This is a genomic window from Novosphingobium sp. BL-S-19 (assembly GCF_055521675.1).
The window spans coordinates 1,242,782-1,257,024 of the sequence record NZ_CM145497.1; the positions used below are offsets into that span (position 1 = coordinate 1,242,782).

The 14,243-nt window shown below is 61.0% G+C and carries 10 protein-coding genes and 1 pseudogene; 7 read left to right on the forward strand and 4 right to left on the reverse strand.

The features are described 5' to 3' along the window. Positions 1-24: 24 nt before the first annotated feature. The 4 genes from ACZ1JV_RS05395 (at position 25) to ACZ1JV_RS05410 (ending at position 7,283) form a co-directional block, all read left to right on the forward strand. Entirely contained in the window at positions 25-1,080 is a 1,056-nt protein-coding gene (locus ACZ1JV_RS05395) for a glycoside hydrolase family 43 protein (protein WP_465148672.1), read from the forward strand. 118 nt (positions 1,081-1,198) lie between these two features. Continuing rightward, the gene (locus tag ACZ1JV_RS05400) at positions 1,199-3,472 is read left to right on the forward strand and encodes a GH92 family glycosyl hydrolase (protein ID WP_465149783.1); all 2,274 of its coding nucleotides are present in this window, start codon (positions 1,199-1,201) and stop codon (positions 3,470-3,472) included. A gap of 11 nt (positions 3,473-3,483) precedes the next feature. Beyond that, on the forward strand, positions 3,484-4,920 hold the full coding sequence (locus ACZ1JV_RS05405) for a glycoside hydrolase family 125 protein (RefSeq protein ID WP_465148673.1): 1,437 nt from the start codon (positions 3,484-3,486) through the stop codon (positions 4,918-4,920). Positions 4,921-4,946: 26 nt separating this feature from the next. Then, entirely contained in the window at positions 4,947-7,283 is a 2,337-nt protein-coding gene (locus tag ACZ1JV_RS05410) for a GH92 family glycosyl hydrolase (RefSeq protein ID WP_465148674.1), read from the forward strand. A gap of 10 nt (positions 7,284-7,293) precedes the next feature. Here the strand turns inward: ACZ1JV_RS05410 and ACZ1JV_RS05415 are convergent, their stop codons facing one another. Together ACZ1JV_RS05415 and ACZ1JV_RS05420 are read right to left on the reverse strand one after the other, a co-directional pair. Further along, positions 7,294-8,505 carry an ROK family transcriptional regulator gene (locus ACZ1JV_RS05415; RefSeq protein ID WP_465148675.1) on the reverse strand — a complete coding sequence of 404 codons (1,212 nt, stop codon included), beginning with the start codon at positions 8,503-8,505 and terminating at the stop codon, positions 7,294-7,296. Positions 8,506-8,706: 201 nt separating this feature from the next. Continuing rightward, positions 8,707-9,195, reverse strand: a complete 489-nt coding sequence (locus ACZ1JV_RS05420) for a hypothetical protein (protein WP_465148676.1) — start codon at positions 9,193-9,195, stop codon at positions 8,707-8,709. Positions 9,196-9,231: 36 nt separating this feature from the next. On the opposite strand from ACZ1JV_RS05420, the gene ACZ1JV_RS05425 reads away from it, so the two are divergent. Continuing rightward, positions 9,232-10,122 carry an ROK family protein gene (locus ACZ1JV_RS05425; RefSeq protein ID WP_465148677.1) on the forward strand — a complete coding sequence of 297 codons (891 nt, stop codon included), beginning with the start codon at positions 9,232-9,234 and terminating at the stop codon, positions 10,120-10,122. A 296-nt stretch (positions 10,123-10,418) separates the two neighbouring features. Here the strand turns inward: ACZ1JV_RS05425 and ACZ1JV_RS05430 are convergent. Together ACZ1JV_RS05430 and ACZ1JV_RS05435 are read right to left on the reverse strand one after the other, a co-directional pair. Beyond that, a protein-coding gene (locus tag ACZ1JV_RS05430) for an IS3 family transposase (protein WP_465149784.1) occupies positions 10,419-11,929 on the reverse strand; the annotation gives its coding sequence in 2 pieces (ribosomal slippage) (positions 10,419-11,314 and positions 11,314-11,929; 1,512 coding nt in all). Positions 11,930-12,204: 275 nt separating this feature from the next. Further along, a complete protein-coding gene (locus tag ACZ1JV_RS05435; RefSeq protein ID WP_465148678.1) occupies positions 12,205-12,408 on the reverse strand; it encodes a helix-turn-helix transcriptional regulator in 204 nt (67 codons plus the stop codon). A gap of 448 nt (positions 12,409-12,856) precedes the next feature. On the opposite strand from ACZ1JV_RS05435, the pseudogene ACZ1JV_RS05440 reads away from it, so the two are divergent. Then, positions 12,857-13,198, forward strand: a pseudogene (locus ACZ1JV_RS05440) (multicopper oxidase domain-containing protein); the annotation flags it as partial. Then, positions 13,198-14,169 carry a copper resistance protein B gene (locus ACZ1JV_RS05445; protein WP_465148679.1) on the forward strand — a complete coding sequence of 324 codons (972 nt, stop codon included), beginning with the start codon at positions 13,198-13,200 and terminating at the stop codon, positions 14,167-14,169. The pseudogene ACZ1JV_RS05440 and the gene ACZ1JV_RS05445, both read left to right, overlap by 1 nt. Positions 14,170-14,243: the final 74 nt, after the last annotated feature.

The window sequence follows — 14,243 nt, forward strand, 5'->3', positions numbered from 1 at the left end:
ATTTCAATGCGGGAAAGAGGCGGTATGAAACAAAAGATCCTGACGGGCCTTGCTGCTGCGGTAGTGATGCTTCTTACGGCCTCAGCACCCGCGCAGAACCCGGTCCTGCCCGGCTGGTATGCCGATCCTGAGATACGGCTCTTCGCCGGGCAATATTGGATTTACCCCACTTATTCCGACGATGCTGCCGGTCCCGAGGTAGCGCCGCACTTCACGCCGGGTCAGCAGCGCCTTCGCCAGACCCACATGGTTCGTCCGTCTTACGGCAAGCAGACCTATTTCGATGCGTTCTCCTCGCCCGATCTCGTCCACTGGACCAAGCATCGCCGCGTGCTCAGCACCGAGAATATCTCCTGGGCGGGCTATGCCGTTTGGGCGCCCTCGGTGATCGAGCGCGGCGGTAAATATTACATGTTCTTCGGCGCCAACGACATCCAAAGCGATTCCGAAAGCGGCGGCATTGGAATCGCGGTCGCCGATAAGCCCGGCGGGCCGTTCAAGGATGCACTGGGCAAGCCCCTGATCGGCGCATTCCATAATGGTGCCCAGCCAATCGACCCGTTCGTGTTCCGCGACGATGATGGCCAAGTCTATCTCTATTACGGCGGCTGGCAGCACTGCAACGTCGTGCGCCTGAGCGACGATTTACGCTCCTTGGTGCCCTTTGCGGATGGCAGCACGTACAGGGAGATCACCCCTCCCGGCTATGTCGAGGGATCGTTCGTGATCAAGCGCAAGGGCGTTTATTATCTTATGTGGTCGGAGGGGGGCTGGACCGGCCCCGATTACAGCGTGGCTTATGCGATGGGGCCGACCGCTCTCGGGCCGTTCAAGCCGATGGGGCAGATCCTTGCCCAGGATTTCAGTATCGCACGGGGCGCGGGTCACCATTCTGTTGTCAATGTGCCGCATAGCGACGACTGGTACATCGCCTATCATCGCCGGCCGCTTGCGGACGATCGCGGAGAACACCGTCAGGTCGCGATCGACCATATGTTTTTCAACGCCGACGGCACGATCAAGCCCGTCGTGATGACCAAAGAAGGCGTGAGCCCACGCCCCCTGGACGGCGCGCGCTGATGCGGCCCGGCCCCCTCTTTCCAGTTGGAGACTTGTCTTGAAGACCTTCGCTCGATCGCTGCGCGGCGCCGTCGCGCTCTTCGCGACCACCGGACTCGTTGCGCCGACACCTCTGCTCATGTCCACGGCGAGCGCCCAGACCGAGCAGGAGCCGCTTGTCGATCTCGTCAATCCGCTGATGGGCACGGATTCGAGCCACGAACTGTCTTATGGTAACACGTATCCGGCGGTTGCCGTACCTTGGGGGATGAACTTCTGGACGCCGGTTACCGGCAAGATGGGCGATGGCTGGGGTTACACTTACGATGCCGAAAAGATCAACGGCATCAAGCAGACTCACCAACCCAGTCCCTGGATGAACGATTACGCCGCCTTTTCGCTGTTCGCGGAGACAGGCGCGGTCAAGATCGGGCAGGAAGAGCGCGCCAGCTGGTTCAGCCACAAGGCCGAGGAATCGCGCCCCTACAAGTACAAGGTCTATCTGGCCGACTACGACGTGACCGCAGAGGTCGCGCCCACCAATCGCGCCGCGCAGTTCCGTTTCACGTTCCCCAAGAGCGACGATGCGCACATCATCCTCGACGGTCAGGCTGGCGGATCGATGGTGGCGATCGACACGGCGCGGCGGCGGATCAGCGGCTATGTCCGCAACAACCACGGCGGCGTGCCGAACAATTTCCATAACTATTTCGTCGCCGAGTTCGATCACGACTTCACCGTCACGCGCACCTGGGATGATAACGGCCAGCTCACTTCCGCCGCCTCGCGCGAGGGCGATCATGTCGGCGCCGTGGTCAGCTTCAAGACCCGCGACGGCGAACAGGTCGGTGTGAAGGTCGCCTCCTCGTTCATCAGCCCCGAACAGGCCGAGCGCAATCTGACGAACGAAATCGGCAAGGACGGCTACGCCCAGACCGAGGCCAAGGCCAAGGCAGCATGGGAGCGCGAACTGGGCCGCATTCAGGTTTCCGATCCCAACCTAGACAATCGCCGCACTTTCTATTCAGCGATGTACCGCATCCTGTTGTTCCCCCGCATGTTCCACGAAATCGATGCGCGCGGGAAGACCGTCCACTACAGCCCTTATGACGGGCAAGTGCACGACGGCCCGCTGTTCACCGACAACGGTTTCTGGGATACCTGGCGCGCGGTCTTCCCTTATTTCGCGCTCGTCCATCCCAATCTCGACAGCCAGATCATGCAGGGGCTGGTCAACACCTACAAGGAATCCGGCTGGCTTCCCGAATGGATGAGCCCCGGCCACCGCGACGTGATGATCGGCTCGAACTCGGCGAACCTCATTGCCGATGCTTACCTTAACGGCGTGCGCGGCTTCGATGTCGAGACACTGTACGAAGCGATGGTCAAGAACGCCTCGACCTCGGAGGGGCGACCGCGTGACAAGCGCGGCAACGTGCTCAGCGCCGTCGGCCGCGAAGGCGTCGAATATTATAACAAGCTCGGCTACGTGCCCTATGATGTGGGCATCAACGAGAATGCCGCGCGCACCCTCGAATATTCTACCGCAGACTTCTCGCTCTCCCGCCTCGCCGCAGCCCTTGGCAAGACCGAGGACGCCCGGAAATACGCGGCCCAGGCGCAGAACTATCGCAAGATTTACGACGCCCAGTCGGGCTGGATGCGGGGGCGCAACCAGGACGGTTCGTGGTCGACCCCGTTCAACCCCTACAAGTGGGGCGATGCCTTCACCGAAGGCAATTCGATGCATTACAGCTGGTCGGTGATGCAGGACGTCCAGGGCTTGATCGATCTGATGGGCGGCGACCAGAAGTTCGTGGACCGGCTCGACTCCATCTTCACTCAGCCGCCCTTGTTCGACGACAGCTATTACGGCTCGGTGATCCACGAGACCCGCGAGATGCAGGTGGTCAATATGGGGCAGTATGCCCATGGCAACCAGCCGATCCAGCATATGATCTATCTTTATGACTGGGCCGGCGCGCCTTGGAAGGCGCAGGCCCATGTCCGCGATGTGATGACCAAGCTCTATTCGGCGACGCCCGACGGCTATCCCGGAGATGAGGATAACGGGCAGACTTCGGCGTGGTACGTGTTCTCGGCGCTGGGCTTCTATCCGGTTACGCCAACCACCGGCCAGTACGCGATCGGCAGCCCCCTGTTCCGCACGGTGAAGCTCACCATGCCCTCGGGCAAGGTTCTGACGATCGAGGCGCAGAACAATTCGGCCGCGAATGTCTACGTCCAGTCGGTCTCGCTTAACGGCAAGGCTCAGGACAAGGCCTGGCTCTCGCGCAAGGCGCTGCAGGGCGGCGGTACGCTGCGCTTCGTGATGGGGGCGACGCCCAACAAGCGATGGGGCGCCGACAAGGCCAGCGCGCCTTTCTCGATGTCGGCTCCGGCTGCGAAATAAAGGTAGAATAGATGTTCAATCGTCGTGAGCTGATGATCGGGGCTGGAACGCTGGCCGTGGCGACGGCGCTCCCCACGCGTGCTGTGTTGGCGCAGGACTTCGTTTCCAGACGCCCGCCGGTGAGCGAGCGCCGCTTCGTCAGCAAGGCGGTCGAGGAGGAGATCAAGGCCGTGAAGGCCAAAATCGCCGATCCCGAGATCGCCTGGCTATTCGAGAATTGCTACCCGAACACGCTCGATACCACCGTCGCCCAGTTCGGCACGTTCGACGGCAAGCCCGATGCAGCGGTCATCACTGGCGACATCAATGCGCTGTGGCTGCGGGACAGTTCGGCCCAACTGCAAACCTACGTCCATCTAGCGAACAAGGATGCGCCCCTCCGTGCTTTGTTCTACGGGCTGATCCAGCGACAGGCGCGCTGCATCTTGCTCGATTCCTATGCAAACGCTTTCATGGAAGACCTGTCGAAGGCGACCGATCTCGAATGGTCGCAGACCGACCTTACCGACATGAAACCCGGCGTTGCCGAGCGGAAATGGGAGGTGGATTCGCTCTGCTACACGTTGCGCCTTGCCCACGCCTATTGGGCAGCGACGCGGGACAAGGCGCCGTTCGACAATCTCTGGTCGCAGGGCGCGAAGCGCGTGGTCGCGACCTTCCGGGAGCAGCAGCGCAAGGACGATAGCCGGCCCTATCGCTTCCAGCGCGTCGACAAGTCGCCCACCGAAACGCTGATACTTGGGGGGTATGGTGCGCCCACGGCCAAGGTCGGGCTGATCCACTCCATGTTCCGTCCGTCGGACGATTCGACCGTGTTGCCGTTCCTGATCCCGTCCAACTTGTTCGCGGTGTCGGCGCTGCGCAATATCGCACAAGTTCATGCGGAAGCGCGGGGCGATACTGCTGCCGCGCAGGACTGTCTGGCGCTCGCCGCCGAGGTCGAGGCGGCGCTCAACGCGCATGGCAAGATGTCGGATGGGCAGGGCGGCGAAGTCTGGGCGTTCGAAGTCGACGGCTTCGGCAATGCCATCTTTATGGACGACGCCAATGTGCCCAGCCTCAGCGGGCTTGCCCTGTTGGGTGTGGTCGATCGTGCAGACCCGCTGTTCCGCCGCACGGCGGCTCTCGCGTGGAGCAAGCGCAATCCCTATTTCTTCTCAGGCACCGCGGCTGAGGGGATCGGCGGGCCGCATGTCGGCATGGACATGATCTGGCCGATGTCGATCATCGTCCACGCCCGCAACAGCGATGACGACGCGACCATTCTTAAGTGCCTGCGCTGGCTTAAGACCACGCATGCCAACACCGGATTCATGCACGAGAGCTTCAATAAGGACGATCCGACCATCTACACCCGAAAGTGGTTCGCCTGGACCAACGGGCTGTTCGGAGAGCTGATCCTGGACATCGCCAACCGCAAGCCGGCGCTCCTTGCCAACCCGATCTAATGGCACAATTCTTCGAGGGGAAACCTGTGATCACCGCAAGCCGCCGCCAGCTTCTGGCCAGTGCCGGCATCGGCGCGATCGGTGCTGCGGCACCGGCATTCGCCCAGTCTCCCGAGGCCCGGCCGTCCGCCGCGCAAGCCGTCAAGCCTGACGTTTTCGTCGGCACCGGCGGGCATGGGCATGCCTTCCCCGGCGCATCGCTGCCCTTCGGCATGGTGCAATTGAGCCCTGATACTGACAATGCGCGTTGGGATGCGTGTTCCGGCTATCACCGCACCGACACTTCGATCATGGGCTTCTCGCATACCCACCTGTCGGGCACGGGTATTGGTGACATGCTCGATGTGCTGGTGGTGCCGACGCGCGGGCCACTTCAACTCGAACCCGGAACGCTCTCCGATCTTGGCCAAAGCTATCGACAGCGCTTTTCCGACGAAGCCGCCGAACCCGGCTATTACCGCGTCCGCCTGGAATCCGGCGTCCTTGCCGAACTGACCGTCACCGAACGCACCGGACTTCACCGCTATCACTTCCCCACCGGGCCAGGGCACATCCTGATTGATTTCGCCCATATGATCCTCGACGTTTGGGACAAGGGTACGATCATCGATCAGGCCTCGCTGGCGATCGACGACACGGGGATGCTCACCGGCACCCGCCGCGTGCATCGCTGGGCCAAGGGCCGCGAGATCCACTTTGCGATGCAACTGTCGCGCAAGGCCGATCGCGTCGAGTTCTTCGGTGACGACAACGCCCCTGCACCCAAGGGCGCGAAGGCGATCGCCGGAAACAAGCTGAAGGTCGCGCTGTTCTTCGACAATGCGGGCGGGGAGCCGATCCTCATCAAAACCGGCATTTCCGTAGTCGATCCCGCCGGGGCCAAGGCAGCGCTTGCCCAGGAAGCCAAGGACTGGGATTTCGATCGTGCGGCCACGGCCGCGCGCCGCGCCTGGGGCAAGGAACTCGAATGCGTTCGCGTCGAAGGCGGCACGGCCGAACAGCGCACCATTCTGGGCAGCGCGCTCTATCACTGCTTCCTCGCCCCGACGCTCTTCACCGATCGCGATGGCCGCTACGTCGGCATGGATCGTCAGGTCCACCAGGCGCCCACCGATACGCCCGCGTTCAGCACGTATTCGCTATGGGACACCTACCGCGCGCTTCACCCGCTGCTCACCGTGATCCAGCCTGAACGCGCGGCGATGTTCACCCGCGACCTGATCCGTCAGACCCAGCAGAGCCCCTATGGTCCCCCGGTTTGGCAGCTTCAGGGCGTAGAGACTGGTTGCATGATAGGCTGGCATTCGGTGTCGGTGATGGCCGAGGCCTGCACCAAAGGCATCAAGGCCGATTATGCCGCGGCTTGGCCCAACGTCCGCCGCCGAGCTTTCGATCGCGAATTTCCAGACAGCGATGGTTCGCTCGGCCGGGGATACTACTACGATCTTGGCTATATCCCAGCGGAGCATGTCTGGGAGTCGGTCAGCCGCACCCAGGAATATGCCTATGACGATTGGGCGATGGCCGTGCTCGCCGACGCGGCGGGGGCAAAGGACGACGCTGCGGCGCTTCGCAAGCGCAGCCGGAATTACCTCAATGTCATCGATCCCTCGATCGGTTTCGCCCGTCCGAAATTCGCCGACGGCAGCGTCTGGGCCGAGTATGATCCCGTCCAGATCGGGCACATGCCGAAGAAGCACCGGGACTATACCGAGGCGAATGGCTGGCAGGCCACTTTCCTCAATCAGCACGACTTGTACGGTCTGATCGAGCACCTCGGCGGCGATGCCAAGTTCGAGGCCCGGCTCGATGCGTTGTTTACCGCGCCCTCGGTTCTTCCCGAAAATGCGCCTCCCGACATATCGGGACTGGTCGGCCAATACGCGCACGGCAACGAGCCCAACCACCACGTTGCCTATCTCTATGCCTATGCCGGGGCGCCCTGGAAGACCCAGGCCATGGTCCGCCGGTTGTGCAATGAAATGTACAAGGCCGACCCGGACGGCGAGATCGGGAACGACGATTGCGGTCAGATGAGCGCGTGGTTCGTCTTTTCCGCGCTCGGTTTTTACCCGGTCGATCCGGTGAGCGCGCTCTATGTGTTCGGCTCGCCCTTGTTCGACCGCGCTGAGGTGAAGATGGGGGCAGGGCGTATGCTCAAGGTGGTCGCCCGGAACAACGGCGTGGACCGGCCGTACATCCAATCGGTCGCATGGAACGGCAAGCCCTGGACGCGAAACTGGATCAGCCATGCCGAGATCGCCAAGGGTGGCGAACTGGTTTTCGACATGGGAGCCAGCCCCTCACGCTTCGGCGCCGCCAAGGCGGACCGTCCGCCATCTTATGGGCGACTGGCAGTCTGATGATGCGATTTCAGACCATCGCCGAGGCTGTCCCGGCTCCGCTTCCCGGCTTCCAAAGCGCTCCGGGCTTGGGCAGCAGGAAATGGCTGAACGGCAGGATCGCCGCGCCGACCGCCGGTGCATCCTGTGACAACTTCGCGCGAATGACGGGTGCAACCGCAGGTAGTGCGTCACGGCGTTCCTGCATCAGCGCGTTGGTGCGTGCGGCCAGCGCCTCCAGCGCCACAGTCGGCAGGCGGCCGCCCATTAGGACCACCGACGGGTTGATCAGGCAGTTCACCGCTTCCAGCGGAACGCTAAGCTGATGTGCGGCATTCTCGGTCCAGTCGGTAAGGCAGGCCAAGGCTTCGGCCGAGGGATTGCCGTCCGTCAGCGCTTCCAGCTCGATCCCGCGCGCCTCCAGGAATCGCGCAAGCCCCGAGAGCGAAACCAGCTGCTGTATCTCGTCCCCGCTTGCCCCGCGCATGAAACCCAGTTCACCGCTGCGTCCGTTGGCCCCGCGGAAATACGTGCCGTCAATCACGAGACCGCCGCCCAGGCCCGACGAGATCAGGATGTAGAAGAAGCTGTTGTTCTTCTGGCCAAGCCCCAGCTGCATCTCGCCCATTGCTGCGGCCGCGGCGTCATTCTCGTTGAATACCGGCAAGTCGAACGGCTCATCGAACAAAGCGGGGATATCGACACTGTCCCACGCGGCATAGGCAGCCGGCCGCCCCGGCAGATCGATTTGACCGAGCTGGTCGGGCAGCGCGACGCCGAGACCGACAAGTCTGGTCTCATCGATCGCCGCCTTGCGCAGCATCTTCCTGATCGAACGGCGGTACAGCGATCGTACGTCCTGGGGCAGCGCATAATCGATCTCTTCGGTAACCCGGGCCAGTGTCTGTCCGGCGAAATCGACCAGAACGATGGTGATGTGATCGCGGTCGATATTGACTCCGATCGAATAGCAGGCGTCCCCGCGCACCATCAGCGCTGTGGGCGGTTGGCCTCGCCCGCCGCGGCGTTGCCCGGCTTCCTCGATCAGTCCGTCCTGAAGCAGCCGCTTTGTGATGTTGGCTATTGCCGGGCCGGTGAGCCCGGTCACCGCGGCAAGCTCCACGCGCGTCAGCGGCCCGAGCAGGCGGATCGCATGAAGCGTGACGCGCTGGTTGTGATCGGCCGCCCGTTCGAGATTAGTGCCGGAGAGGCGCGGACGTTCGCGAACGACGGTATCTGTCATGCCCGCTGCCCCTTAGTTCCGCACATCGTCTTCCTGACCATCCTGTGGTGTCTCCAGCGCGTCTCCGATCCCCTTCGGCGTGACGCCGCGCCTCAGGGAAATAACGCAATACTACGACAAAATGCACTAAGATGGCTGCGGCGAACAGCCAGAACCGTAAAGCATGGACATCGTGTGCCATCACGGGAAAGCCGAAAAAAATCAATGCATCCTCGCCCCAAGGCGCTGCGCTGCGTGGGGCCGAAACCTGGCCGCTTTCCCGGATGGGGAAGATCTCCAAAAAGACAGGCCCAGATCACTGCGCGCTGCAAGATCGCGACGAACAGAGTGGAGGTTATCAGGCAGGGCAGCATCGGCGCATTGGCTCAAGGAATAGATCGCCGCCAGCGCGGCGGCAGTACGCAGCGCGCCGGTCAACATGCCGAGACAGCGACGCCAAGTGCCGCGCCCGCGCCCGCGATCACTGCGATGAGTGAACGGAATTCGGTCTGGACTGGCGCCAAACACGCCGAGCGGTTCAACCTTTTTCCTGCGCCCCCATTGCGTCGATGCATCGCATTGAATAATGTAATTTGAAATATTAAGTCGGTTGACGGGGGTGGAAGAACCCGCCGGGTGGAGGCGCTTTCCAGTCAGATAGGCTCGCCTCCACACACTGAAAAAGCGAAAAAATAACAACAGAAAGAGCATGATCGGATCATGTTCCCGCACATTTTGGGAGAGACAATGCAGGGATTGCCACGCGCGGGCGTCGAGCTGGGCGGCACGAAATGTGTATGCACGCTGGCCTATGGACCCGATGAGATTCTCGATCAGCGCACCGTACCGACGACGGGCCCCGAAGAAACGCTTCCGGCGATCCTCGCGATCCTTAGCGAATGGAGCGCCCGGCATGGTTTCGCGGCGCTGGGCATCGCATCATTTGGACCGATTGACCTTGATCGCACTTCGTCCACATATGGCCAGGTGCTGGCGACCACCAAGCCGGGCTGGCCGGGTGCCGACGTGCTCGGCACATTATCCACGCCGTTCGGCGTGCCCACTGCCTTCGACACCGACGTCAACGGCGCGGCGCTGGCGGAGCTTGCCTGGGGCTGCGCAAAAGGGATCGACGATTTCGCGTATGTTACGGTGGGAACTGGCATCGGTGTCGGGTTGATTGTCAATGGCCGCCCCACCGGCGGTATAGGCCATAGCGAATGGGGGCACATCCGCGTGCCGCGCATGGCGAATGATTCCCATCGCAGTGTCTGCGGTTTTCATGACGATTGCGTCGAAGGACTGGCTTCGGGTCCAGCACTGCTCTCGCGGCTTGGCGCGCGCGACTTGAACAGCCTCTCGCCCGAGGATCCCGTGTGGGAGGCCATTGTCCATACGCTCGCGATGATGTGTCATGCGCTGGTCTGCGGCGCTGGCCCGCGCCGCATCGCGATCGGCGGGGGCGTGTTCTCCGGACAGACGCACCTGATCGTCCGGGTCGAAGCAGCCCTGCGCGCCAGCCTCCACGAATATATGCGGCTCCCCGAGGCGCCCTATGTCGTCTCGCCCGAACTCGGCGTCGCAGCAGGTCCGCTCGGATCGATAGCCCTTGCCGACGGTGCCTTGGTCGCAGGATAAATCCTATCAGCACTCCAGGGGAGGAGGACGAATGGGTTGGCGGCAGGCGCTCGCTCGATCGAAAAGACGACCGCCGAGGTTACCGGCGGAATTTTTAGGAAACTCCCCATGGCTCTCGCGCCATGAAGGGAATCTTATTCCACGCAGTCTCGCACACCCATTCCGGCCTCAGTTTCCGACGTGCATTGCTGCATGCGATTTTAATCCAGGAGTGAAAAGCTGTTGAGTTCCACCGAGAACTGACCCGGGGAGGCTAGAGAAAGGGGATGTGGACGAAAACTTGGACTGATTTATGTCTAAAATCCCAAGATTTCCCGATATTCGGTGGGGCTAAGAGAGCCAAGGGATATCTTGATCCGCTTCTCGTTATACCATCGGATGTAATCATCAACTTCTTTTACGAACTTCTCTATTGCAATGGTATTCCAGTCCCGAGGGTAAAACAGCTCCGTTTTCAACCGGCCGAAGAATCCTTCACACGCGGCGTTATCCTGCGAGCAGCCTTTGCGGGACATTGAGTGAACCAGGTTGGCATCACTGACCCGCGTCAGCCATCCTGGCCAACGATAATGGGCTCCCCGATCAGAGTGGATGATTGGCCGTTCCATGTCGCGGGTCAGCGTTTCGATGGCGGCGTCGAGCATTGTATTGACCAGCCCAGAATCTGGCTGCGTTCCAATCGACCAGCTGACGACCATGCCATCGAAGCAATCGATGACGGGGGAGAGATATACCTTGCCGGCCGGGATCTGGAACTCCGTAATGTCGGTGAGCCATTTTTCGTTAGGCGCTTTCGCGTGGAAATCGCGATTGATCAGGTTCTCTGGCGCAGGACTTATCTCCCCCAAGTACGAGCCAAAGCGCCGCCGTTTGGGCTTGGTGACGACCAGGCATTCCTCTTTCATCAACCGCTGCACAACCTTCTCTGAGATTGTCACGCTTTGTTTGGCCAGCGACGCCTGTACTTTGCGATAGCCATAGCAGCGGTGATTGGCTTCGAAGATTGCAGTAATGCGGCGCCGAATGACTTCATACTTGTCAGCGAGGTTCACCCGGGCGTGATGGTAGAAGTACGAGCTACGCGCCAAACCTAGCTGGGTGAGCAACTCCGGCAGCCGGTAGAGATCTTTGAGGGCGTCAACCAGCTGTGTCTTCTCCCGATTTCCTAGGAGGTGCAGATCGACGCCCAGGCCTTTTTTAAGAGTTCATTGGCCTTATTCAGGAGGTCATGCTCGAGTTGCAATCGATGGATATCGCGTTGCAAGGCTTCGAGTTGGCGTTCAAGTGCCTCGCGCTCCGACGCTGGCGGAGAGGTATTGCGGTGCTTCATCGCTGACAGAGCCTCATGACTCAGTAACTGGCTTTTCCAGTTGTACAATGTCGGTCGGCACACGCCCAGACGATCCGCTACCTCTTGCGCCTTTTCGTCTCCACAGCATAACGCGATGACGCCGGCCTGCTTTAAGGCTTCGGGGTACGCAGGACGCCAGGATCGACCGACCAGGGGTGTCCTAACATCAGGGAACGCCTCTCGAACCCATGCCGTTAAAGTGCCACGACCGGGATAACCCAAGGCTCTCATTGTCGATGCGATGCAGCGATCGTGAATGCGGTAGTGCTCGAGCGCCGCCTGCTTTTCAGCCTCGGAATACTTCGGCGCTCGAGGTGCACAGCGCACTCGCAAATCTTGCTGCTGCTCGTACTCTCGGCACCAATCTCCAAGCGCATTCTTGGTGGGATAACCCAGCTGGCGAATGGTTGCCCTGTTTCGCTTGCCAAGCTTGAGATACAGCTCAACCGCCCGGATCCTGTCTGCTTAGGAATACATGAACTACCTCCATGGTGGTCCAAGTTTTCGTCCGCATCCCCCCTCCGTTGCATCGTCCTAACTTCGGTGAGGGTTTCAGACGCGCGTACGCACCAATTCTTGCAAAATGTCAGTTTGTGCAAGTTGATCAATAAGTTGTCCGGTGGTTCGCATCGCGTTCGAAATGAAGATTACAGAAGGTTGTGAGCCCGTGCTTTGACGTCGTATGGTAAAGCAAGTTTGCAATTGCCGATTTCGCGCGGCGGATTGAAGCGTCAGCTTACTTGGCTCGTATTGTCAAATGATCGGGCGTTCGCCCACGCTTCAACTTCGGAGAAGGCGTAGACGACACGCCGCCCGAATTTCCGAAAGGGCGGGCCTCCACCAACAACCCGCAGCTTTTCAAGCGTGCGCGGTGAAAGGCGCAGATACTCGGCGGCCTCGGAATTTATCAGATGTACTTCGGTAGATTTGGTCATGGCTTCTCAGCCTTCTTCCGCAAAGACAGTCTTGAGCTCTTAGCTTGGCATCACGCAGGAATTCGGGGAACATACCTTCGAGTGCACCACGCCACCTCTCTGATGCACCGAGCTTCGAATATTCAACGACAGCTGGATTCTGGCGTACTCTTGCGGAAACTTGGTTGGGCGAGTTCAAATGATTGCGCCGAAGGTAGCCGGCCTTTGTGGAAGGGGTGCAGGGGGTCAATCATGAGGGCAACGGTGCTGCGGACAAGGCTGAGGCTCCGCCCCTGAGGCAGAGCATCGAGTAGGTGGCCTGGTTTGAGCACGCCTGAGTTTCCTTTCGCGTGGCTCCTATATGGCTCCCAGCCTCGATCTGCCCCAACACAACGCTCTTCGGTCTTTTGATCATCTCTCTGTATTTACGTTATAAACTCTCTCCATCGTGACTGCTGAACGGGCTATCGCAAATATGGAGCGCTACATGTGGTCCATGGACGGCGAGGCGATGTCGGAGAATCCGGCACCGATCCCTTTCCGTCTGGGCGAGCGCGTGCGCGTCAATCTCATCAACGACACGATGATGCCGCACCCGATCCACCTCCATGGCCACTTCTTCGAACTGGTCAGCGGCGAGGCGGGCCACCGCGCGCGCAAGCATACCGTCAACGTGTTGCCGGGCGGCAAGGCCTCGATCGATCTCACCGCAGATGCCGAGGGCGACTGGGCATTCCACTGCCACATGTTGCTGCACATGCACGCCGGAATGGTGCGCGTGGTGACGGTGCGCCGGGAGGGAGAAGCCTGATGGCTCGGTTCTTCCCGGTCCTTACCTCGCTGCTGCTGGTGACCTCCCCTTTGGCCGTGCAGGCACAAGAGACCGGCTCCACACCGACGCAGGCCGACGAACATGCCGGAATGGATCATGGCAGCATGGACCATTCACAGATGGACATGTCTGGCATGGACATGAGCGCGCCGGACATGAAGGGCATGGATCATTCCGCCCACGCCATGTCCGCAAGCACTGCCTCCGACGATCCGGGCGACGCCCCGCCGCCGCCGGTGCCGACAGACTATCCCGCCGAGCGGTTCTTCGCGCCCGACCGCATGGCGGCCTCGCGCGCGGCGATGGTGAAGGAGATGACATTCAACACCTTGGCGCTTCAGGTCGATCAACTGGAATTCCGCACCGGCAAGGGCGGAGACGGCTTCGGCTGGGAAGGACAGGCGTGGTACGGCGGCGATATCGACCGGATCGTGCTCGCCAGCGAGGGCGAGGGCACGTTCGGTGAGCGGGCCGAACGCATCGAACTGGGAGCCTACTGGCGCCATGCGCTCGATCCCTGGTTCAACCTGCAACTCGGCATGAGGCAGGATTTCCGCCCCGATCCGCAGCGCACTTATGCACTGGTCGGCATCGAGGGGCTGGCGCCTTATTGGTTCGAACTGCAAGGCCAGTTGCTCGTTTCGAACAAGGGCGATGTCCATGCGCGTGGCAAGGCGGGTTACACCCAGCGCATTACCCAGTCACTCGTAGTCGAGCCCGAGGCCGAGGTGGATTTCGCGTTTCAGGACGTACCTACGCTGAACGTCGGAGCGGGCTTCGAGCGCCACGAAATGGGCGCAAGGCTTCATTATGAACGCAACCGCTCGCTGGCGCCTTACGTGGGCGTGAATTGGGAGCGTAAGCTTGGTGGAACCGCCCGAATTGCGCGGGATGGGGGTGAGGGTGTGTCTGGCGTCTCGGCGATCTTCGGCGTGCGTGCGATGTTTTGACCGGCGCGGTCGACACTAGAGCATTTTCTAATCAGATGGAATCATCTGATGACTCGGAAAATGCGGCCAACCAA

Bases quoted from the DNA above. Each gene is read 5' to 3' on its own strand.
- ACZ1JV_RS05435 (WP_465148678.1), bottom strand. From the start codon at position 12,408: ATGACCAAATCTACCGAAGTACATCTGATAAATTCCGAGGCCGCCGAG.
- ACZ1JV_RS05395 (WP_465148672.1), top strand. From the start codon at position 25: ATGAAACAAAAGATCCTGACGGGCCTTGCTGCTGCGGTAGTGATGCTT.
- ACZ1JV_RS05400 (WP_465149783.1), top strand. From the start codon at position 1,199: ATGTCCACGGCGAGCGCCCAGACCGAGCAGGAGCCGCTTGTCGATCTC.
- ACZ1JV_RS05445 (WP_465148679.1), top strand. From the start codon at position 13,198: ATGGCTCGGTTCTTCCCGGTCCTTACCTCGCTGCTGCTGGTGACCTCC.
- ACZ1JV_RS05415 (WP_465148675.1), bottom strand. From the start codon at position 8,505: ATGACAGATACCGTCGTTCGCGAACGTCCGCGCCTCTCCGGCACTAAT.
- ACZ1JV_RS05425 (WP_465148677.1), top strand. From the start codon at position 9,232: ATGCAGGGATTGCCACGCGCGGGCGTCGAGCTGGGCGGCACGAAATGT.
- ACZ1JV_RS05405 (WP_465148673.1), top strand. From the start codon at position 3,484: ATGTTCAATCGTCGTGAGCTGATGATCGGGGCTGGAACGCTGGCCGTG.
- ACZ1JV_RS05420 (WP_465148676.1), bottom strand. From the start codon at position 9,195: ATGCTCTTTCTGTTGTTATTTTTTCGCTTTTTCAGTGTGTGGAGGCGA.